At 53.0% G+C, this 21,974-nt stretch carries 20 protein-coding genes and 2 tRNA genes; 15 read left to right on the forward strand and 7 right to left on the reverse strand.

The features are described 5' to 3' along the window. Positions 1 to 92 precede the first annotated feature (92 nt). From pgsA to BLP45_RS02950, 3 genes are all read left to right on the forward strand, one after another. Positions 93 to 665, forward strand: coding sequence for a CDP-diacylglycerol--glycerol-3-phosphate 3-phosphatidyltransferase (gene pgsA, locus BLP45_RS02940; protein WP_090369634.1), 573 nt, complete (start codon positions 93 to 95; stop codon positions 663 to 665). 81 nt (positions 666 to 746) lie between these two features. After that, positions 747 to 821, forward strand: a tRNA-Gly gene (locus BLP45_RS02945). A gap of 124 nt (positions 822 to 945) precedes the next feature. Next, positions 946 to 1,019: transfer RNA gene (locus BLP45_RS02950), tRNA-Cys, on the forward strand. Between the two features lie 71 nt (positions 1,020 to 1,090). Here the strand turns inward: BLP45_RS02950 and BLP45_RS02955 are convergent. Continuing rightward, the gene (locus BLP45_RS02955) at positions 1,091 to 1,702 is read right to left on the reverse strand and encodes a tyrosine-type recombinase/integrase (protein ID WP_090369636.1); all 612 of its coding nucleotides are present in this window, start codon (positions 1,700 to 1,702) and stop codon (positions 1,091 to 1,093) included. A gap of 479 nt (positions 1,703 to 2,181) precedes the next feature. On the opposite strand from BLP45_RS02955, the gene BLP45_RS14855 reads away from it, so the two are divergent. The 4 genes from BLP45_RS14855 to BLP45_RS02980 all read left to right on the forward strand — a co-directional run bounded on the left by BLP45_RS14855 (position 2,182) and on the right by BLP45_RS02980 (position 5,499). After that, a complete protein-coding gene (locus BLP45_RS14855) occupies positions 2,182 to 2,943 on the forward strand; it encodes a PEP-CTERM sorting domain-containing protein (RefSeq protein ID WP_256327650.1) in 762 nt (253 codons plus the stop codon). Between the two features lie 117 nt (positions 2,944 to 3,060). After that, positions 3,061 to 3,429, forward strand: coding sequence for a hypothetical protein (locus BLP45_RS02965; protein ID WP_143002377.1), 369 nt, complete (start codon positions 3,061 to 3,063; stop codon positions 3,427 to 3,429). 227 nt (positions 3,430 to 3,656) lie between these two features. Then, positions 3,657 to 3,887, forward strand: a complete 231-nt coding sequence (locus BLP45_RS02970) for a hypothetical protein (RefSeq protein ID WP_090369639.1) — start codon at positions 3,657 to 3,659, stop codon at positions 3,885 to 3,887. Positions 3,888 to 5,154: 1,267 nt separating this feature from the next. Beyond that, the gene (locus tag BLP45_RS02980) at positions 5,155 to 5,499 is read left to right on the forward strand and encodes a hypothetical protein (protein ID WP_090369642.1); all 345 of its coding nucleotides are present in this window, start codon (positions 5,155 to 5,157) and stop codon (positions 5,497 to 5,499) included. Positions 5,500 to 5,847: 348 nt separating this feature from the next. Here BLP45_RS02980 and BLP45_RS02985 read toward each other — a convergent pair whose 3' ends face one another. Then, on the reverse strand, positions 5,848 to 6,648 hold the full coding sequence (locus tag BLP45_RS02985) for an SGNH/GDSL hydrolase family protein (RefSeq protein ID WP_256327651.1): 801 nt from the start codon (positions 6,646 to 6,648) through the stop codon (positions 5,848 to 5,850). 415 nt (positions 6,649 to 7,063) lie between these two features. Here BLP45_RS02985 and BLP45_RS02990 point away from each other — a divergent pair, with 415 nt between their 5' ends. The 6 genes from BLP45_RS02990 to BLP45_RS03015 all read left to right on the forward strand — a co-directional run bounded on the left by BLP45_RS02990 (position 7,064) and on the right by BLP45_RS03015 (position 11,583). Beyond that, positions 7,064 to 7,480: a nitrosocyanin gene (locus BLP45_RS02990; protein WP_090369646.1), complete on the forward strand. Its 417-nt coding sequence runs from the start codon at positions 7,064 to 7,066 to the stop codon at positions 7,478 to 7,480. Between the two features lie 109 nt (positions 7,481 to 7,589). Next, a complete protein-coding gene (locus BLP45_RS02995; RefSeq protein WP_090369648.1) occupies positions 7,590 to 7,946 on the forward strand; it encodes an ArsC family reductase in 357 nt (118 codons plus the stop codon). Between the two features lie 553 nt (positions 7,947 to 8,499). Continuing rightward, the gene (locus BLP45_RS03000) at positions 8,500 to 8,694 is read left to right on the forward strand and encodes a hypothetical protein (RefSeq protein ID WP_090369649.1); all 195 of its coding nucleotides are present in this window, start codon (positions 8,500 to 8,502) and stop codon (positions 8,692 to 8,694) included. Between the two features lie 240 nt (positions 8,695 to 8,934). Further along, positions 8,935 to 9,345, forward strand: a complete 411-nt coding sequence (locus tag BLP45_RS03005; RefSeq protein WP_090369651.1) for an MBL fold metallo-hydrolase — start codon at positions 8,935 to 8,937, stop codon at positions 9,343 to 9,345. A gap of 244 nt (positions 9,346 to 9,589) precedes the next feature. After that, positions 9,590 to 10,816 (forward strand): hypothetical protein, encoded by a 1,227-nt coding sequence (locus BLP45_RS03010; protein ID WP_218117934.1) that lies wholly within the window; start codon positions 9,590 to 9,592, stop codon positions 10,814 to 10,816. Between the two features lie 32 nt (positions 10,817 to 10,848). Continuing rightward, on the forward strand, positions 10,849 to 11,583 hold the full coding sequence (locus BLP45_RS03015) for a ferritin-like domain-containing protein (protein ID WP_090369653.1): 735 nt from the start codon (positions 10,849 to 10,851) through the stop codon (positions 11,581 to 11,583). Here BLP45_RS03015 and galK read toward each other — a convergent pair. The 4 genes from galK to BLP45_RS03035 form a co-directional block, all read right to left on the reverse strand. After that, positions 11,580 to 12,671, reverse strand: coding sequence for a galactokinase (gene galK / locus BLP45_RS03020; RefSeq protein WP_090369654.1), 1,092 nt, complete (start codon positions 12,669 to 12,671; stop codon positions 11,580 to 11,582). The genes BLP45_RS03015 and galK overlap by 4 nt on opposite strands. Before the next feature lie 54 nt (positions 12,672 to 12,725). Next, positions 12,726 to 13,811 carry a galactose-1-phosphate uridylyltransferase gene (gene galT, locus BLP45_RS03025; protein ID WP_090369656.1) on the reverse strand — a complete coding sequence of 362 codons (1,086 nt, stop codon included), beginning with the start codon at positions 13,809 to 13,811 and terminating at the stop codon, positions 12,726 to 12,728. Further along, on the reverse strand, positions 13,811 to 15,565 hold the full coding sequence (locus BLP45_RS03030; protein ID WP_090369658.1) for a glycoside hydrolase family 2 protein: 1,755 nt from the start codon (positions 15,563 to 15,565) through the stop codon (positions 13,811 to 13,813). Before BLP45_RS03030 ends, galT begins: the two co-directional genes overlap by 1 nt. A gap of 456 nt (positions 15,566 to 16,021) precedes the next feature. After that, positions 16,022 to 16,561, reverse strand: a complete 540-nt coding sequence (locus tag BLP45_RS03035) for a DUF4142 domain-containing protein (protein ID WP_090369660.1) — start codon at positions 16,559 to 16,561, stop codon at positions 16,022 to 16,024. 412 nt (positions 16,562 to 16,973) lie between these two features. Here BLP45_RS03035 and BLP45_RS03040 point away from each other — a divergent pair, with 412 nt between their 5' ends. Both BLP45_RS03040 and BLP45_RS03045 read left to right on the forward strand, forming a co-directional pair. After that, positions 16,974 to 17,168 (forward strand): hypothetical protein, encoded by a 195-nt coding sequence (locus BLP45_RS03040; protein WP_090369662.1) that lies wholly within the window; start codon positions 16,974 to 16,976, stop codon positions 17,166 to 17,168. Between the two features lie 112 nt (positions 17,169 to 17,280). After that, positions 17,281 to 19,197, forward strand: a complete 1,917-nt coding sequence (locus tag BLP45_RS03045) for an ABC transporter ATP-binding protein (RefSeq protein ID WP_090369663.1) — start codon at positions 17,281 to 17,283, stop codon at positions 19,195 to 19,197. On the opposite strand, the gene BLP45_RS03050 is transcribed toward BLP45_RS03045, so the two are convergent. After that, on the reverse strand, positions 19,130 to 21,757 hold the full coding sequence (locus BLP45_RS03050; RefSeq protein WP_090369665.1) for an FAD-dependent oxidoreductase: 2,628 nt from the start codon (positions 21,755 to 21,757) through the stop codon (positions 19,130 to 19,132). The genes BLP45_RS03045 and BLP45_RS03050 overlap by 68 nt on opposite strands. Between the last annotated feature and the right edge of the window lie 217 nt (positions 21,758 to 21,974).

The raw sequence follows: 21,974 nt of genomic DNA on the forward strand, positions 1-21,974 counted from the left end.
TGTTTTGGCGCTTTTTGGACTGCCGTTTCAACCTGAATCCGGCAGTTGTGGCGAACGGCCAGTTTCAGGTTTAACGGTATATCTGGATTTATATGCCTTTTAACCTGCCCAACGTGCTTACGTGGATGCGCATACTGGCGATTCCACTGTTTGTGGGTATTTTCTATTTTCCGCCCGCGTGGTTGTCTCCGTCCAATCAGAACCTGATCGCTACCATTATCTTTACGGGCGCAGCCATTACCGATTGGCTTGATGGTTACCTTGCGAGAGTGCTCAATCAGACGTCGGCTTTCGGCGCATTTCTTGACCCGGTGGCGGATAAGCTGATGGTGGCGGCGGCATTGATCGTGCTGGTCTACTTAAGCAGGCTCGATGCCCTGATCGCCTTCATCATCATTGGACGCGAAATCACTATTTCGGCACTGCGTGAATGGATGGCGCAGATCGGTAAAGGCAAAAGCCTGGCCGTTTCTTTCCTGGGCAAATTAAAAACCGTATCGCAAATGGCAGCAATCCCGCTGCTGTTGTATCACGATAAAATAGGCGACAGCTTCAACCCACAGGAGGTGGGAACATGGCTGATTTATCTAGCGGCCATACTCACGCTGTGGTCGATGGGGTACTATCTGAAAGTCGCGATTCCCCAGGCATTAAAGCATGGTTGAAAACCAGTTTTAAACCCGGCCCTTACGTTGCCTTTTCTTGACAAAGGCGACAGCACCCTTATAATGCCAGCATTGTTTTTCGCGGGAATAGCTCAGTGGTAGAGCACAACCTTGCCAAGGTTGGGGTCGCGAGTTCGAGCCTCGTTTCCCGCTCCAGTTTGCAGGGAAAATGGATCCTTTCGCAAAAGGCCATGCGTAGTTAAATTATGCGCCTTTGCTGAAATCCGTTTTCCCTTTTGTTTTTGCTATTGCAGCGCAATCCATTCGGGTTGCGTAACAAGGCGGGGTGGCAGAGTGGTCATGCAGCGGCCTGCAAAGCCGTGGACGCCGGTTCGATTCCGACCCCCGCCTCCATTTATAATCAGTAGCTTAGGTAATAATGGAGAAAAAAGTTTTTCGCCATTTTTGCAACTTTTTCGCCATTCTTACGCTTTTTCTCGTTTGGCATAACCTGAGATCAAAACCGGAGAGACTTTTTCCCCGACTCTCACTCTCACATATTCGGCAGTCATCGCCTCGGTTGAATGTCCCAGCAGCCTCCTGGCTTTAGACATGCTCTCCATGTCAGAAGCGCTCTTTGCCCGAAGATCCCTGAGCTGGAACCGGATAAGCTTAATACCGAGTTCGGTGGCGCGTTTCTCGGCCCTGTCGCGAGCCAACTTAAACTGGCTGCGAAAGTAACCCGAGTGTTTCAATTGCTGCCCTTTCGGATCGCAGAGCAGAGTCATACCGACGACTCCGCGTGACTTGATGCGATCAAGCAGTTGCGAGAGTTCACCAACGACATCGATTTGAAGCCGCGCCTTGGTTTTTCCTTGCTCTACCGACAACGCCCCATCCTTGACCTGATCCCATCGCATCTTTAATACGTCGGCCGGGCGCTGGGCGGTTAGGTAGGCAAGATCGATCGCATCCTGAATTACTGGCGAAGCGCATTCGTATACCAGCGCCACCATCTCGTCGGTGACATAAATATCCCGGCCTTCCTTGACCTTCATTTGCTTTGTGGTGCCCGTGACAGGATTGGCGGTAGACATAAATCCCCTTGCGCGCGCCTAGTTGAATATCACGGAAAGGAGTTTTATTTCTTTTTTGGCGGAGACTTTGGATGATCGTTGATCGAAATATCGGATCATTTATCCCGGTCTCAATTGATCGATTGATGCCTCAGAGAACACAGGTCCTAATTTCTTCCAGTACTTCTCCCGGTCTTGCAAAGTGCGAAGTGACAATCCTGATTGCTCCCGGTTTTGGGCCCAGGCGATGTACTTGGCATTTCTCGGGAAGCGCTGATAGAAGTATTCTATAGAGTGAGAAATACTCACTTCAAAACCTAACCCACCCATAACCCGGTGGGTTTTTATTGTTTCTACACAAATTTTCTCGTGTGGATGAGCAAAAAACATAGCTCTGCTGTACCATGCTTACGTGCATCGTGACGTGGCGAAACATCCCTCCGAACGCCGCGCAACTTTAAAACGGTTTTCGGTATGAAACTACTTTTTTCGGAGCAAAAATGAAGAATAAATTATCCGCAATCTTGTTTTCCTCGTTGGTAGGCTTCACGTTTTCCAGTATGGCGGCGGCAAGTGTGACATTTTCGGATAGTACTTTTAACCTGTCCGATTATTCAATTTCAACATATCAAACAGGGGGTGCAGACATCACTGTAAGTCAAACGTTGGCGGGAGGAAATCCAGGTGCGGCGCTTCAGGTTGATACACATATTCCCGCAAGCTCTAATCAAATATTTTATACAACCGAGTATTTGATTAATACGACATTTCAGTATGATCCGAGCCTTCAAGGACCGATTGATTCAATCGAGTTTACATACGATGCGTATGCCGCCTTATCACGGCCGGCCAGTGACGCCATTGCGGTTGTCTTAACGCAAGGCGGAAATATTTACTCTTATGTGGAGGTCATTTCAGGTCCTACTTTAGGAGGAACATTTGAAACAGTGCATGCCGCTGGGCTCAAGGCAGCAGATTTTTCGCTCATTACGGATCTAAAAAATATCACCGCAGTTGATCCAACTCAGCATCCCGACTTTGCTAGTGGTGTGCTTGGGTTCGGAGTTCCGGGGTTTTATTACGTAAGCGGTTTTTTCGGAGTTCCTGACATTAGCAGTGTGCTAAAGGTCGATAACCTAAGTTTTACCATATCTGCTGTTCCTGAGCCTGAGACGTATGCAATGCTTGTGGCTGGACTTGGATTGGTTGGATTTCTGGGGCGGCGCAAGAATCAGCACAGGTCGTCAGAAAAATTGAGTTAAATAATATTTCAAGCCTTACTTTCTAATATTTAACCCACCTTGTTGGTGGGTTTTTGCATTTCTGGCCTGCCAATTTCGGCGGGCTTTTTTTTTATGGGCGAAAACAAAATGAATGGAATGGCAATAGGTCAATTAAGTGTGCCACGGAGCGAGAAGGAATGTGCGATAGCTAGGTTGCAGGGGATCGTTCATCGCGCTGCTGAGCTGAGCAAAAAAGTAGATGTTCTTACGCCGATTCTGAATTCCAACTATGGAGTCGATGGAGCCGCGAAATCGGAGCCGCAGCGTGAATTGCCGCCTCTGTATGCGCAGATAGTGCGCGCCAATCTGGTGGAGCGACTGGTATCGAAACAGCGCAAGCTGAAAGCTGACCTGGTTGAAAAGGGTGCGACGCGGGAACAGGTAAAAGCGATCGATGATCGAATCACGAAGCTCATGGCCGGGCTCAACACGAAGGTAAAGGAATTACGAGAAGATGCCCGCTAGGATGGTGTAAACCACCGATAGCCCCATCCCGAACCATGTGAACGCCAGGAATATTTGGATGACTTGCTGCGGGGCAATTGCTACAAATGCCAGGACGGCAATGAAGAATATGGAGGCGAGGGCGAGGAACATTGGCTTATAGCTACATTGCCCTGATATTGATTGTAGGGTAGATGTTTTAACGATTGTCAGTCATTATCGAACTCCCTTTTAATTAGGAGATCATCATGGGTGACAAAGAGAAATCATGCGTCGGAATCGTAGCCGACGCGGAGTCCTCGGCTCTACCTGGCTTTTATAAGCCTCACTATAGTGTTTACCGTGCTCAAGAGGGAAAGGAGATAATAGTTCATGAAGGCTTCCTGAGCGGCCTGTTTGACATGCAAAGTGCGCATCATGCTGCTGAGGCTGCCGCACATGATTGGCTCAATAAGAGCCCAGATGGAGCGGTAATATAAGCAACAATTTTCCAAACAGCATATCAATCTTACTGCACCAAAAACCATATTTTACTTTCGCCATGCCTCCGAAACCCGCATGGATAAAGGAGTGTTTTCTAGGTAGTGGCGAAAGGAATATCGACGTAAGCCATTGATACTGTGAGATTCGTTCATTCCCATTCAACGCTGTCAACGTTGTATTGGGTAATTCTTCGGGTAACCCTATCTTGTGAAATGGAATTACCCCTTATGTCCTGACTTTAACCGGGGTTTACAGCACCAAGCCTTGGCGCGAAGCCTGCAAGCTCTTTGTGAGCCCGCTTATTCACGATTGTTAGCCCTGCCGAAAGTAAGTGGGGCATCTCAAAAATATCACTTCGACACCAGGAAAAACTGCTATCTCTGGACATCCATCCGATATTGACTTTGAGGGGGCAACAGAGAGCGCGACGTTGCGCATAAATTACTTGCAAATGGCATAGCCCCCGGGCAGAAACTGAAGGCACAAAAGGCTAGCCAGGCAGAATCGTGCGGCACATGACGATATCAGTAAAATCGGAGTCGCGTTCAAAAGACTAACGGATTTTGCAACTTTGCTTTACAGTCGTCTGGCGATGCTTGGTTCGCTAGCGTACGGAACGAATGGGAGACGGGCGTACCATTTCGATAAGCAATTTCGCTGGCCAATCGAGGTAATAATCATGGGACATAGTCTAAAAAATGGGGGTAGATCAATAGTGCTCGCTGGTGTTATCACTCTTTGTTTATCTGGAGTGGCTTACGCCGCTGGTGCTGGCGACCAAGCAGGGGAGCGCGGTTCGATGGCAGGACAAGGCTCGTCCGGGAAAGAAGGCTCTTCAAGCCAAGGAACTAAACAGGGCGCGTCCAAGTCCGGCCAGGGGTCTTCTGGTACTAACAACGCTGCCCCGGAGGAGTGGTCCAAGGCCCAAGGTCAAGGGAAAGAAAAAGGGAAAGGATCTAAATCCGGAGGAGGAGACACCGGTATGGGGTCAAGCTCTTCTCAAGGTTCGAGTACGTCGGGGACATCTTCAGGCTCTGGTGGATATTGACCTCGGTCGATAATAAAACTCCGGCTAAGATAATGGTAGTGGTTAACTTTGATATAGAGTCTTTTACACCACTCCCAATCACAACACTTGCTGATCCAGAGTGTGAGCTGCATTGGCTTGATTCATACAAAAGCGTAGCAATAACAACGAAACCAAACGCCGCTTTTGATGAATGGACTTATTCTTTTTCGTTAATTCATCATGAGGAACTGAGAATGAAGCATCTATCCACAGTAAATAAGCAGGCTTGTTGCGCAGTACTCGCGGCAGTTGCCTTTGTCGTCGCGGGGACGCTTCATGCCCGGGAGGATACGCCCAAGAGTCCGTCTGCCGTCGGTGCACCGGGCGGCTCCACAGATCAAGGATTCAGCAACATTAAAGGGGGTCAGTCCGATACCGGGACTGGTATGAACCCGGCGGTTACCGGGACGGGCGGTTCGGGAAGCACGGACAGCGGATCAAATTTAGGTAAGAAAAAAAGCCCGGGTAGCAATATGCCTGGCAGTTCGGGCATGAAATCCGGCGCCGGTTCCGGGAGCGGTTCAGGCGGCACCAGATAAAATATAAGTTCAAGCTCTTTGCGCCTGGCCTAAAGGAGGGGCTCGTACCGGAAACATGACGGTCCTTCGATCGCCCATCCCATTCTCCACCTCAGGGCAGCCTACCCCTATCTGAAAAACGATGATGTTTTGCCGCTGAATGCTATGGTCGAAGCAAGATCGAGGTGGAGCTTAGCCAGCGCTTCCGCCCGACTAGTGGGGGCGCTGCTTGAAAAATGCGGGCAGCCAAGTCAAGTAAGGAATTTGCTGGACCAACATAGAGGACGGGCTGCATCGATTGCAATTAATATAGCTGTCCAAGATTCTCAAACAGAAACAGAAGCCCGTTACATCTTTTTTTCGCTTACCTTAGGAAATAGCTTGCCTTCTGACGATTGCGTTATTTGCGGCCTTCAGTACGGCTGGCAGGAAAGCCGCGCGAACTTCCGATGCGCCCCGGAGGCTCGGTTCAATCGTATGCGTAAACCAGGAAGGGTTGCCGTTCAGGAAGTGACGATGCAAGTCGACGATCTGTCCGTAGCGCGGGGCAAGCTCCGTAATGACTCCATTGATTCGGTTCAAGTTGCCCCGCGCAACGCGCGCGTCAGTACTCAGAAAGTTTCGGGAATCATCACCGAACGTTGGGTCATAAACTGTGCCAAGCAGAACTGGCCGTACTGGGAGCGCATGCAGAAATGCATCTAAACGCTGCCGGAAACGCACTATGCCGCCCCCGGTATCGGCGGCAAGTCCGGCAAGGAGATCATTGCCACCAACCGTTACCAAGGCGACCGCCGGGCCGCTCACCTTGATCGCTATCGCCTGCCGGGAGAGATCATCGACTCGGCCACCATCCTGTGCCCGATGGTTGAGTTGTGCGGGCACGAACGACGAAAGATCGCGGCCCTTGTAGTCGGGGAACAGCTGGTCGTTATTGCGCACGATCAACTGTCCCGGATGAACACCATAGGCATTGTACCGTGCGCAGTCAAGGATCGAATCCCCGAATGTGAGGACCGTGAACCCGCCGTTGCGTGTGGTTGAGCCTAGCGCACCCAATGCTATAGCCGCAGTACTGGCGGCGAGCGTCTGTAGGCATCGCCGTCGGCTGGTATCCATCTCAAGCTCGTCGTTTTTAGCGGCTGTTGTTCCCGCCACAAGCCGTCTCAACTATTGAATCCCTACGCATACGCATAAATACTTTGACTGTTATTACACATCTACCGGTTGCAACGCGCAGCCTTTGACCAGGTTGAACTTCATACAGTGTGATGTACATGTATCCATAATAAAGGCAGAATTCAGCCTGTCCGTCAGTGGAATGATAGTTTATTCGGCTACCCTCCATTTTGGACAACGTATCTTCTGTGACACTCCTTCGGTTATTTTTTATTGAGGAAATTCGTCGGGAAAAGCTTGCGATTGACATCCGCGATTATCCCATTTAGAGTATTAAGCCCATGGGTTATTTAGTAAATATCCAAGGTGCTGTTTTTGCAGTCCATTCAGTGTAAGAAATTGTAAGGCTTGTCAACCAAGGATGCTATTTCATTAAACGTAAATTTGAGTAAAGGGGAAAGTAACGATGAAAACAACCAAAACAATGTCAGCGTTTGCGGGTTTTGCTCTTGGGTTGCTGTTGATAGGGAGCGCGCAGGCTGCGGAACAAAAATTTCACGTGGTTATTAATGCTTATGACACCAATATTCCTGAGCTCAACGTCGAAGGCGTGACAGTTAAGAATATTCGCGCTTTCAATGTTCTCAATGAACCCGAGACGCTGACCGTCAAGAAAGGGACCTCAGTAAAGATTACTGTAGAGAACAAATCTCCCATCAGCGAGGGATTTTCCATTGATGACTATGGAATTAAAGAAGTACTGAAGGCGGGAGAAACCAAGACCATCTCTTTTGTCGCTAACAAGGCTGGCGCTTTCACAATTTGGTGCCAACTCCACCCCAAGAATATCCATCTACCTGGTTCCTTGAATGTCATTGACTAAAGAGATCTTTTAGGGACCGTGAAGAAGTCGCCGGATCGGTGGTGAAGACAGGTGGACTCACTACCCTGATTGATATGGAAATAAAGGGTATCAACGAGGAAACTTGAATTTGACCATTACGATCTACGGCATCAGGAACTGCGATACGATCAGGAAAGCCCGTTCCTGGCTGGAAGGCCAGGGAGTCGTTTATCGTTTCCATGATTACAAAACGGCTGGGATCGAGCGTAGTAATCTGGAGTACTGGTGCAGGGAGCTCGGCTGGGAGGCGTTGCTGAATCGCGCAGGTACGACGTTTCGAAAGCTTCCGGACCTCGACAAACAGGAACTGGATGCGCAAAAGGCTACCGCCTTGATGCTTGCGCATCCTTCCCTTATCAAGCGGCCCGTATTGGACCTCGATGGACGTTTGCTGGTGGGATTCAAGCCGGAATTATACGAGAGTGTAATAAGCGTGACTTCGTGATCCCAGCTTGGACGGACGATAGGTTTTCATCAGCGGAGCGAACCGCTGGATATGCTAGGCGATTTGTTAGACTTCTCGTCCCGATAGTCGACACTCAGTAGCAAGAAGTAAACATAAAAGCAAAACGGCGTCATATTTTTTCGTCGGCATTTTTTCCATACTTTCCACTCCCATCCATAGGCCTTTCCTGACCCCGGTAGTTATCGGGGGCCAGGAAAGCCTTTTACCTGTTATTCCCGGATATCACTTCCCGCACGGCCCTTCGGCCGGCCCGGCAGGTCGCCGCTGCGCCAATGTCTTTGTCAACCTCCCAAGTCACGTAGCACTGTAGCCCAGATAGCCATAAATAGTACCCATAGCGCTCAACGCGGTTATTTCGGGATGAGCTGATCGAGCTATTCTTTTATGTGGCTTACCGTACAGATTCAGCTAGTGAAATGCGAGAAGGTGCTCGTGAGAAATTTTTCTGATTCTCTTCAATTCTTGAATTCGAAACGCGACAGTGGCGGCAGCCGCTTAGTCATTTTGTCAATGGATCTTCACGGAGTGGAAAATGAAAAAACCGGTAGACAGGGATATATTCGGCTTCACCCTTGCCCAGTTCGAGGATTGGGCGGAAAAGAGCTCACGAAAAATGTTTAAACGCCACAAGAAAGAACGAAATTTTCTGGACGACGTGTCCGAGCGCAGCGGAGGCAAGGTGATTGCCATTTCACAGAAATCCAGGCACCGTCCCCGCGCAAACTGAAAATTATATCTCCCGCTCCCTTGCGGGACGATATGGCCTTCGCGTCCGCTTCAGTTCGCGTCCGGCGTTGACGGCCTACAGGAGGGAAGATGCCTACTGATTCTCCCTGGCGCCACGACAGCAGAAAACCCTGACGGAAAATCGGAACCCAAATATCTACTGACATTCCCTCCTGCGGACGAGGGGGAGCGGGCCGCAGAGGCAACGGGTTCCGTTACCTTCGTTGGAACTGCAACCGTAATGATACGTTTCGGTGGGTTGATTATCCTTACCGCCCCCAATTTTCTGCATGAAGGGGATCATGTCCACCTTGGATATGGTTTGACTTCGAAACGGCTCACCAATCCGGCTATCGAGCTGGCGAATTTGCCGCCAATTGACTTGATCGTGCTCTCCCACATGCACGAGGACCATTTCGACCGGTTCGTGCAAAAGAATCTGGACCGGGATATTCCTATTGTGACAACTGAGGAATCAGCCGGGATGCTGAAAGAAATGGGGTTCCGGAAGCGCTACCCTCTGAGGACATGGGATTCACTCGGCGTTGAGAAGGGCAATGCCACGCTTCGCATTACTTCCATGCTGGGACGCCATGGGCCACCCATCATCGCCAAACTTTTGCCGGAAGTAATGGGCTCCGTGCTTAGCTGAATTCCTTCTTGAGCCGCGCTTCCAGATCGGCCTCCTACTTGCGGCGGCGAGTCTTTCTTTATCCCTATGTTTGATTCCGAACGGAATATCCAGCCTCGCCTATTAGAATGAAAGCGTGACTTGCTTCAGGAAACTTGAAAAAAGTCGAGGTAAACAGAGTCCAGGGCCGGCATAGGCTGACGCTTTGCACGCTTTTACCTCATCCCCCATCCGCTACGCAAGTAATCCCCATGAGGAGACCAAAATGGCGCTTAATTTATTTGAAGAGAAGGGTTGCCCCCTTGATAGGCAACGGTTTACCTGGAAGGAACTCGTACAGACGCCCATCAGCAAGCTCGATGACGACGCGTTTACTCGGGTCCGGATCATTTTGATGAACGGCATAGAGATGGAAGCGCTGCGTTTCTCGCATTCCTGTGCGCGCATGAACCAGGCGCTGCAACTCCCGCTCGCACAGCTCCGCCGTGTCGAGCAACACCAGGCTACCATGGTAAATGGATTGCTCGGCGCCGACCACTCAACGCTGGAAACAACGATCGGCTATGAACAGGTTGCGATCGAAGTCACCGCCGTCGTGGCACAAAATGAACCGGATGAGTACCTGGCCCAGGTGTACCGTTTCGGGATGCTGGAGGATTTTGACCATCTCTACCGTTACAGCGCGCTGCTGGACCGGCTGGAAGGCAAGGACGCGAATAATATCACGCAGTGCTACACGGATATCGTTCCGGGTCGTCCCACGGGGGTGGAGCACCGCGCCCCCCAGGACGATCTCCGCGAACACTATGACCGCTCGCGCGCCGCCCCAATTTCAAAAATGAATGCGTTGACCATCCTGTCCGGGGAACAGCAAACGCATAATTTTTACATGAATGTCGGACCTCTTTATGCCGACCCCGTGGCGCGGCAGTTGTACGCCGAGATTGCGTCGATAGAGGAGCAGCATGTCACCCAGTACGAATCGATCATCGATCCGAATGAGACCTGGATGGAAAAGTGGCTGTTGCATGAAGCCAACGAGGTCTACAACTACTACGGATGTGTACAGCAGGAATCCAACTCGCGGGTCAAAGCCATCTGGGAGCGGTGCCTTGACTATGAGCTGGGTCATCTCAACGTCGTAATGGATTTATTCAAGCAGTACGAGCGCCGTGACCCAGCCGAGATTCTGCCCCAGACACTACCCGAGCCCATCCATTATGAAAGTCAGCGGGAATTCGTACGCCGCGTACTCAGCCAGGAGGTCGATTTACGCGCTCTTGGCAAGCAATTCGTGGATAAATCCCGGGAAGGGCCGGAATCACAGGAATACCGGGCACATATGAACTCGGGAGGCTCACCCACCCAGACGGTTGCGGCTGGCTATCAGTGGTCTCCCGGAACAGAGCTTGCTCGAGGAACCGAGTATACCGGCGATATGGAGGCCACCCGCGATTCGAAGTCCGCCCGGAATACAGAATTCATCCGCTAGGACGACAGATACAGACAACAGGAGATCAAATCATGGAAAAAAGCACCGCTTTAGGAACCAATCGCACAGGTATCGATATGTCCCCCGTTGACGTCAAGAAAATGCTGGCGCTGACCAACGTCACGCCTCCCAGCTCAAACGGAGACGAACGAGCAATCGCAGAAATGCGTAGCCGGCACATTGCCGATGCCAGCGTTATCGGCTCAGTTCCACCCCCGGGCTCCCTGAAGGGGGTGGCAAGTACCGCAATGCAAAAACTGACAGGAAAAAACCCGGAAGCGTTCATCGACAAGCTTGGTTGCCGGCTTGCCTTCGAGCGCGCCGGCGTGCGTCTTTACGACGCCCTCATCGTGAAGGCCTCATCCATTCCTGGAGCCCCGTCCGAGATTCCGCTCGATACATTGCGGAAATTCCGGAATGAAGAGCTGCGGCACTTCAGGCTTCTGGAGGGAGCAATACGTTCAATTGGCGCCGACCCTACGACGCAAACGCCGTCCGCCGATGTCGACGGCATGGCTTCGCTCGGCTTGATGCAGGTACTGACCGATCCTCGCACATCCTTGTCGCACTGTCTGGAAGCTATTCTCATTGCCGAGCTCGCGGATAACGACGCTTGGCAACTGCTTATTCAGTTGGCTGCCAAGATGGGCATGGATGACATGGCCCGGGATTTTGAGACCGCCTTGCAGGAGGAAGATGTACATCTGGCACACATACGCCAGTGGTTTAAGGAGTCTGTGCTGGATGATGCTGCCGTTGCCGCTTAGGCTGGATTTGCGCTGCCTTTGGTAAAAGGCACTAGCACGGATCCTCCGGGGTGACCCGCGTCGTTGTAGCTGTAGAGAACAGCTGCGGCGACGTCTTTCAACCTGGAGGGTTCACATAACGCTACGCAAGCGCCGCCAAATCCCGCGCCCGTTAATCGGGCCCCATATACATGGGGGTTCGCCTGCAGCAATGCCACCAGATAATCAAGCTGAGGTATCGAGACTTCATAGTCGTCCCGAAGGCTCGCGTGAGACGCGTTCATCAGTTCGCCGAATTCCTCGGCGTTTTTACAAGCTGCTGCACGCCGGACACGGTCATTCTCGCTGACGACGTGCCGCACCCGGCGTTGCAACGGCTCAGGCAGGGCGCGGGAGGCGGAGCTGTCGTGGATGTCGCGCAGTGCGGTCACTCCCAGTCGACGCGCTGCCTCCTCGCACTCGGCGCGGCGCCGGTTGTAGCCGCTATCCGCAAGACTGCGTGGAACTCCCGAATCCAGGACCAGGACCGCCGATACAGGGGGTAACGGGATCAGCCGCCGTTCCAGTGTACGGGTGTCGAGAAACAATGCGTTGCGGGTGTCGGCAAGGCTTGAAGCCATCTGATCCATAATGCCGCAGCGCACGCCCGCGTGCTTTACCTCGGCAAGCTGTGCCAGTCGCGCGATGAGAACATCATCGAGCTGCACGCCCGTCAGCGAGCGCAAGGCCCGGAGGGTTGCGACCTCGAGCGCCGCGCTTGATGAAAGACCTACTCCGATGGGAACGCTGGAGCACACATGGATGTCGAGAACGGACGTTTTGACGCCCGCTGCGCGGGCTTCCACGAGGCAGCCATACACGTAGGTGGCGAAGTGCTCGGACGGCGGGTGGTCCAACGTAAAGCGAACCGTGACGTCGAGCGCATCGGCATGCAAGACGTATTCATGCTTGTTGTTGGGGCGCATGCTCACCAGCGTGTGCTGATCGATGGCGATCGGCAATACGTAGCCGTCGTTGTAGTCGGTATGATCCCCTAGCAGATTGACACGGCCCGGGGCTCGCCCCACTGCAACGGGGGACATTCCAAATATTTCCTGGAAGCTACTCATTGAATGTCTCGGCGGAAGGAGTGGAACCGGCCTGGCTCCAGCGTAGGAAGGCAATCATTCGATTTTGATTCTTACTTGCTGTAGTTCACGAGCCTTGTCTTCCGGCAGCGCATCCATAGCAAAGAAGCCTGCGGCGATTTCCGTCCCGGCCAGGTACTTGAGCCGGTCGCGCGTGCGGTAGGGGGGATAAAATTGCGCGTGAAGATGCGATTCAGGATGGGGCTTGCCATCGGTAGGCGCCTGGTACCAGGCCATTAAATACGGGAAAGGCCTTTCCCAGAGCCCATCATATTTCAGCAGTACGGTCTTCAGTGCCCGGGCCAGGTCGGCGCGCTGCTCGACGGCGAGCTGGATGAAGCTCTCCACCGGCTCGATCGGGGCGACCCAGACCTCATAGGGATAGCGGGCGCATACCGGTACGAACGCCACCGCATGGACGCCCTCATAAACCATGCGCACACCCACGCGCCGTTCGTCCGCAATGAGTTCCTGCAGTACCCCGCGGCCCTGCCTGGCATGGTGTGATTGCGCTTCCTGCTGCATGCGCGCCGGCACGGGCGGCACGACAGGGTAGGCATAAATTTGTCCGTGCGGGTGGTGCAAGGTTACGCCGACCTCGGCGCCCCGATTCTCGAACGGCAATACATAGGCGATGTCACCACGCCGGGCGAGCCTGGCGGTCCGGTCAGCCCATACTTGCAGCAGCAACTCAATGTGGGCGAGAGACAGCGAACCAAGCGACGCGTATGCGTTCTGCGTGAACACCACCACATCACATTGGCCCGCCGCGGGTGCGCTCGGCACGATAAGGGCAGGCGGCTCGGCGCTAGTTCTGTCGAGGGAGGGGAAGCGGTTATCGAACACCGCCACGTCCCATTCCCCAGCCGGCACTTCCGTTGGAAAAGCCGGATCAGAGGTTACCGCCAGCGGGTTGTACTCCGGGGGTGGCAAAAAAGTGCGTCCTTGCCGATATGCCGCATAAGTCACCCATTCGCCGCGCAGTGGATGCCAACGCAAGTGAGGGTGCTTATTCAAGGGTTCGGCGAAAGGACTTGGCGCAATGATATTTGGATCGATCGCCTGACGGGCGTAAAGAGTCAGTTGCCGCCCATCCGGTTTGGTGAGATCGAGTGTATGCATTAGACGCCGCCGGGTATGTGCGTGGGCGAGACAAGCGTCATCTTTGCAATGTCTTCAATGGGAATCTTGGGTGTGCGATCGGCGCAGAGCAATCCGTTCGCTTCCTGAAACGTATCGGTGAACTGGGTGTAGCAAAAGCCACTGAAGAGCGCCGTGTGAATCACTGCATCCATCAGTTCGCCATACATCCGCGCGAACTCGTCAACGTCTTCGGCGGTACTGTAGCCCCAAATCTGCTTTATGCCCGGCTGGGGGCACTTGGCGAATGCGATGCCGCCGAATTCGGTCAGCATGATCGGCTGCCCCCGATGGGGATAACCATCGAGTGTAAGAATTCGCCCGCCAGGCCGCCGCCGGTCGAATAGCTGGTCCAAGCGGATTTCGGGGCCATAGCGCTGGCGCAGATGTTCCGTGTTGGCGTCATAATCATGAATGCCGATGATGTCGGTGGCGCTGCTTTCCCAGCCATCGTTGCCGATCACCGGGCGTGTCGCATCCAGCGTTTTCGTCAGGTGGTACAGTGCTTCGACAGCATGGCGCTGCTTGCCCATGACAGTGAGTTCAGGCACGCCCCAGGATTCATTGAAGGGCACCCAAACGATGATGCAGGGATGGCTGTAGTCGCGCTCGATCACCTCTGTCCATTCGCGTACGGTCCTCTTGATGGCGCTGCGCGTGAAGCGGTAAGCCGAGGGCATTTCTTCCCATACCAAGAGTCCCAGCCGGTCGGCCCAGTATAGATATCGCGGGTCTTCAATCTTTTGATGCTTGCGCACGCCGTTAAAACCCATGGCTTTCGCAAGCTCCACATCCCGGCGCAGGGCATCATCGCCGGGGGCGGTGAGCAGGGTATCCGGCCAATAGCCTTGATCGAGCACAAGCCTGAGCGTGTACGGTCTTCCGTTGAGCATGAAGCGATCGCGCAGAATGTGAACCGACCGTAACGCGGTGTATGAGATGAACTCATCCACAACCTCTTCACCTCGCATGAGCCGCACTGTGGCATCAATCAACGTAGGGCGTTCCGGACTCCACAGTAGCTCGTTGCGATAATCATCGATGCCTGGGTCCGACAGCACTATCAACCGGTCGGTTTCACGGTCCACCACCTGGTAGCGGTCATGGGCAAGCAGACGCTCGCCGTGGCGCAAACAGACGTCCACGCTCAAGCCCTGGGCCGGGTCTCCCAGGACGCGGGCTTCAAAGCCAATCGCGTAGTGCTCGACCTGGGGCGTCCATCGGATTTTCTCGAAGTAGGTGTGTGGCACCCGTTCCAGCCAGACCGTCTGCCAGATTCCGGTTGTTCGCGGATACCAGATGGAGTGCGGCTCCAATTGCCAATCTTGCTTGCCCCGCGGCTTGGCCAGTTCATGCGGGTCATCCTCCACCTGCACCGTCACTGTCTGATGGCCGGACGGTTTGAGCATGTGGGTGATATCGGCCCAAAATGGAGTGTGTCCACCCTCGTGGGTAACTGCCAGGCAACCGTTGATCCATACCCGAACGGCATAATCAACCGCGCCGAAGCGTAAGATTACCCGGCCGGGGGCCGGTTTAAAGTTGAAGTTGCGCTGATACCAGCACAATGGGTGAAATCCCCGGTTTCCGATACCGCTGGCCTCCGACTCGGGCGCGAAGGGCACGACAATTTCCATTGGCCAGGATTTGATTTGGGATGGCAGGGCATATTGTCCTGAGTCGTCATAGCAAAATCGCCAGACACCGTTGAGCGAAGTCCAATTGGAGCGCTGCATTTGAGGGCGGGGGTAGGCAAATTGCAATGCGTGGTTCCCCTCGGAGGCGGTCGAGTCAGGGTAAAGGCGAATATTTCAGCACTTGCACGGAACCTGGGAGAGTACGCTGTCAGTGCATTCCGTGATAAAGATCTTCGCCATTTATGCAAAGCTCATTGCCCCTGGCAGGGGCGCACTCTTCTACGCCAAATCCCTTGTCTTTTACGAATTCGCCGTGGACGCGCAGCTTCCTAATTCGATGAGGTGCTTGATGAGTTTGTCGTGATGATATGGCTAAAAGCCGCGCTTTTTCTGTACGCTACCATACAGAGCAATGACGGTGCATGGCCACCGGACAAAGAACCGTAGCGAGCGGAGAAGGTGGCATAGAACCCCCTGGAACTGATCCAAACTGACACCTGGCTACTCCTGGCTGACCGGGGAAACCGCTATTCTCCAGCACCTCGCCGAGGAAGGTTACTTCGGATAGTGCATTTGATCCACGTTTACCTCAAGCCGCTCGGCCTCGGCAAGGTGTGACACCAGCGCGGGCTTTATTTTAGTCAGCAAGGCTTTCAGTTCGTCATTCCTGGCGTTAGGCATCAGTTTATGGTTTATCACGTCGATAACCTGTTTGTGGAGAACGATTTCCTGATAGACGTAACCTTTATCGAAACGCTTGCCGCTCATTTTCTTGAGCCGGGTCAGATTTTTCTGGCGATCCTGTTTTAGGCTTTTACTGATCTTGCCTTCTTCGGGCGTGATGTTGAGTTTCTTTGCCAGTTCGACTACTTGCCGGTTGACGTCGGTATGTTCGCTGATCATGGTGTTAGCGAATGCTTTAACCTGTTCGTTGGTGGTTTTGGATTCTGCAAGCTCCGCAGCGTGGATATCGACTTCGTTGGCGGCAATCAAGATACCAATAATTTGTGTATCATTGAGGCTGCCTTTATCCTGAGCAACGGCTTCAATGGTAGGCGCCATCAGAGCGAGGGCAATGATTAACAGGTTCTTCATGAGAGCTCCTTATATTTAAACATGGGTGGTTACGCGCTTGATAAAGCAGGTCAAGGCGTAGGTCATGCTGATCCTTTTTACAGGAATTTTCTGTGCGATAACAAACAGATGCGTAAGAAAGTTTACGCTTGGCGCCAAGCTGATATTCTTGGGACGCATTTATCCCGACCCCTCCTGTCTCGCCCCGACGTCTTTCCATTCATTACTGAAATCTACGTCCCATACTGGTCAGATTGGCCCTCGCTCTTTTAGCTGAATGGGTTCCTCATGTTTAAAAGCGAACTAATGTTGTGCACCGAACAGAACACAAAGAGATGTAGGAGGATTCTTATCGGAATTATGCTCGTCCCGGGTAGACCCCACCTCTTGAGCTGTCCATGGCTGAAAGGGATAAACCGGGTGAGAAGGGCCTATGCCGCTCTATGCCGCTTCTGACGAGCTAACTGATATTGAGGAAACCCGCAAGGAAAACTGCACACCGGAAATAAGCAAATTGATAAACGTGTGGGACAAATTGAACCAGTTGGCCAATCGTGCAACAGTAGAAGAAAAAAGCATTAAAAGTAGCGGGAACCCATGGATATATTTTTGTCCAGGTTCTTCCTGATTCCCGGAGGTCTCCGGGCTGTAACAGTCCCTGGTATTACCTCGGGCTCCATATCTTTCATGCGGGCAGCGTAGGCCGGCCGCTCTTCCGATTCCAGTAGCGCACAAACCTCATGTTTGCATTCTTCGAGCAGCGCATCAAGCCGACTGCCGTGCCCGATGCGCCGCCACCCCCCCGGTTGCTGGCGTTTTATTGGCATTTTGTTAGCCAGACAAAAGGCCTGTATGTCGCGTTATTTGTTACCGGCCTGATCGTGGCATTGATTGATATTCTGATCCCGGTCTTTATCGGACGTCTCGTCCATGTGATGGAGGCGGCGGACCGGGCTATCGCATTTCATGATGCCATGCCCATGCTTGTCGGGATGGCGTTGCTGGTGCTGATCGGGCGACCCCTCGCAATATTGATCGACAGCCTGGTGCGCCATAATGCTGTGGTGCCGGGCGTGACGAGCCTGATACGGTGGCAGAGTCATTGGCATGTCGTGCGGCAGAACTGGCCGTTTTTTCAGAAGGATTTTGCGGGGCGCATCGCCAACCGTGTCATGCAAACCAGCCATGCCGTACGCGAAAGCGTAATGAAAAGCATCCATGCAGTCTGGTACATTGCCGTATACGGAGTTTCCTCGCTGTTGCTGATGAGTGGTGCGGACTGGCGGCTGGCACTGCCGACCGCATTATGGTTTATCAGCTATATTCTTTTTTTGGGGCATTTCGTACCGCGCATGCGTGATCTAGCCAATGCCAGCAGCGCATTGAACTCTGTGACGATGGGCCGGATAGTGGATAGTTATAGCAATATTATCACTGTCAAATTGTTCTCTCGTGCCGTTGACGAAGACGCATACGTGCGCGAGGTGATCGACGCCCATACTGCGACGGTCGCCGCCCACATGCGCGTCATTACAAGCTTTATCGTCGCGCTATCCATGCTTAACGCACTGCTCTTGGTTAGCACCGCAGCGATCGGCGTTACGTTATGGAGCCAGGGTCATGTGGATGCGAGCGCGGTGGCAATGGCGATTCCGCTCGTCTGGACGATTGCCAACTCGGCAGGCTGGGTAAGTTGGGACATGGCCAGCGTCTTCGAAAACGTTGGCGCAGTACAGGAGGGCATGGAAACGATTGCTGTGCCTCATACACTGATTGACAAGCCCAGGGCGATCAAGCTGGGCGTAGACACTGGCAAGGTACGAGGGGAAATTCGCTTCGAAAACGTGGCCTTCGCTTACAGCCGTGGCGACGACAGGAAAGTGCTCGACTGCCTCAACGTGGTCATTCGCCCTGGGGAACGCGTCGGCGTGGTGGGGCACTCGGGCGCCGGCAAATCCACGCTGATCAACCTGCTATTGCGCTTCTATGAGGCCGAAGCAGGAACCGTCCGGATCGACGGCTATGATATCCGTGAAGTAACGCAGGAAAGCCTGCGTGCGGCAATTGGCGTGGTAACGCAGGATACATCATTGTTCCATCGTTCCATCGCCGAAAACATCGCTTATGGCAGCCCGGAGGCAACCGTGGCGCAAATCGAATTCGCCGCGCGGCGCGCGCAGGCGCACGAGTTCATTCTGGGCCAGAAGGACTGGAAGGGACGTACTGGCTATGAAGCATACGTAGGCGAGCGAGGAGTGAAGCTCAGCGCCGGCCAAAGGCAGCGCATCGCGATTGCACGCGTGGTGCTGAAAAATGCCCCGATCCTGGTACTGGACGAGGCGACGTCGGCCCTGGATAGTGAAGTTGAACTCGTGATCCAGGAACAGTTGCTTGGACTGATGGAAGGCAAGACGGTAATCGCTATCGCGCATCGGCTATCGACCATTGCGCGCATGGACCGGCTGCTCGTGCTGAGCGAGGGCCATATCGTCGAGCAGGGCACGCATGATGAACTGCTGCGCTTTGGCGGTCATTATGCTGCACTATGGCGGCACCAATCGGGCGGATTTACTACGGCTGCCCTTGCCTCTAAATCAGCTGTACTGTCGCCTGAGCCGAACGTTTCAGCGCCTCAGCAGCTTTTTTCCCGGCTATAAAGGCATGGTCCGAATTATAGTATTCCCACTCGCTGTAGCGGCCCGCTAAAATAATGTCATTTCCGGCCAACCAATTTCTTATCACCGCGACATTATCCGCTCGCTGGTGGTCATAGACGACATAAGCGTAAGGCATGTCCACGGCATTCGCAGCGATAATCTCGTCGTCATCCCTCAGCACACCAACGCTAATGCAGTCCTGCCGGCAGCGGTCGATCAATTTCTGTCCGTCAACAGGTAAGGGTTTCCAGGGAGAGTAGGTGATTTCGCAGGTCAGACCGAATCCTCCGGGCGGATTGCATTCCGGACTCGCGTTTCCTTGAAAAAAGATGCGATGGAAAATTGTGTCCTCGGGATAATAAACCCAATGTTTATCGGTAATCTTTTCACGCGCCACGCCCAGGTTGATGCAGCGTACCGATACGTGGCGTAAACCGCGGGCCGCTGCCCGTACTTTGGGTGGAGCCTCTTCACCCATCGTCTTGATGAGCTCAGGCAAAGGCATCGTACTGATCAGCTGGTCATAACGAAAACAGCTCCCGTTTGCAAGTCTCACGAGACGTTTGCCGGGCGAAACCTCAATAACCTGCGCGTTCAGTTCAATTTTGCCTTTGATGTGAGGCAGGAAGCCTGACATCATTGCCTGGAATCCCCCGCGCAGAGGATAGCCGAAGCGAGAGTTGGGTCCCATCGGCTTTGCGACAGGCTCCAGCGCCCCTTCGATTATTTCCTCAAGGTCAGGCAGCGGAACCCGCCCCCCCAGCCATGAGGTTTCCATCTCCTCAAGGGGAACCGTCCATAACTTTCGGTTATACGGAACTGCAAAATGCTTTGCTATTCCAAAGCCCCACATCTTATAAATGAATTCTTCAAAGTCCTGACTATTCTCTTTTTTTTCTGCACCCCTATCCAGGGATATCGCATTGGATGGAACGGTTACCGTGCCATCCGCACAGCAGTCGTTGCCTATACCGGCCGGTGAAGCCGTCGTGGCACAGCTTGGCATATTTTTCGTTTCTGCTTTGACATTTCCAAACCGGGCCTCGATCGCTCCGATCAAACACTCCTTGATCACTTTGGGCGGCAGCCCATATAACGCGCCCTGGAAGGGATAGCGCGTATAAACCTCCTTGCTGTAGACCCATGCCTCGCGATTCTGCCAATGAACATTTTCACCCAGCAATTTCTTATAAAGCTCCTGGACGTAGTCATCATTGGAAAACATGATGTGGCCGGCATGATCAAAGGTAAAGCCTTTATCTTCGATGGAGCGGCACCATCCTCCCACCGTCGGATTTTTTTCCAGCAAGAGTGTGCTTTTTCCCAGATGATACGCGGCACTGAGCCCTGTTGGCCCCGCTCCCAGGATGATGCAGTCGAAGTCCGATACGTTGGACGCGTTCGCTTTATTCGGATACAAAGCCTCGCGCCGCTCCACAGGTTGAAAGTACTCCATAAATCCGGGGTTCGGTGACGCTTCCGACAACAAGCGATGCATTCTCGCCGCCGTAATTTCCCACGAACCGGAAGATACGATAGCGTGCATCATCCTGATTCTATCCGCTCGCTCCCGTGGTGTTTCCCGCAAGGCTCTTTCGCAAGCCGAAATGAATTCTTCCGTTCGGGCGGCAACAGAAACGGCACTTCCATAGAGCTCGACGACATCCGTGATATTCGTACTGATGATGGGTAATTCCGCCACCATATATTCCAGGGTCTTGGTAGGGCTAATGAAGCGGGTCGATTCGTTAAGCGCAAATGGGAGGAGGCAGGCATCCCAGCTTGCCAGAAATTGTGGCAGTTCCCTGTAAGGCTGCTGGCCCAGGTAATGAACATTTGGGCGTTGCGGCAACTCCGCCACATCAATTTTTGCCACCGGGCCGACCAATATAATTTGCCAATCGGTATGTGCGTCGGCAAGGTTCGCAATGAGCCCTGTATCGATGCGCTCATCAATAACGCCGTAGAATCCCAGGCGCGGCCGGGATATCGCCCGGTGCGTGGGGTGAATACGGGTACGATCCAGTGCCTGGGCGAAATGGGCGACATCCACGCTGCTGGGGAAACAGTGGACGTTAGGGTGACGCTCATGTTTGGCCCGAAAAAGGCTGGGGCCGCCAGTAAAGACAATATCAGCTTTCTTGAATAATGCATTTTCACGTTGCAGCAACTGCCTGGGAGAATTCTTGAACGCGGCCAGTTCATCCATGCAGTCATATACAATCAAGCGTGGATGCAATTCGTCCAGCAGCGGTATTGCCATAGGCGTATAGAACCAGGCGATATGATCTTCGTGTTCGGCTATCAATTGGCGAATCAGCGGCTTCAAATAGGGCAGTTGCGCATCATGGAAGCCGGCAGCTTTTACCGGGGTATGAGGCGTGTGGACGGTAATGTTTGGATGCGGCGTAGAAACCACCGCCAAATGTTCTTTTTCATGAAATACCGGTTCCTCGAAAAAAAGGATCTGGTAATGCTCCGCCAGGTGGGACAAAAGATGTTGAGGCCGTTGAAATACAAAGTCCCACCGGAGGTGTGACATGACGATAATGGTCTGCATTGAGTCTCCAAGAGGGACGATTTGCTTTGCTGGAATGAGGACATGGCAATGTATTCAGGCACAACATATGCGGTCCTGCTGTCTCGCGTGAACATCCAGTGGGGCCAATAAAAAAAAAGTAAAATGACCTGATATGAGCGTCATTTCTTAAAGACCGACTCCTGCTTGCATCGATATCGATAAATTATCGAAGGCACGTTTCCAGCGGGAAGTTTCG

This window comes from Nitrosospira sp. Nl5 (genome assembly GCF_900102495.1).
Classification (GTDB): domain Bacteria; phylum Pseudomonadota; class Gammaproteobacteria; order Burkholderiales; family Nitrosomonadaceae; genus Nitrosospira.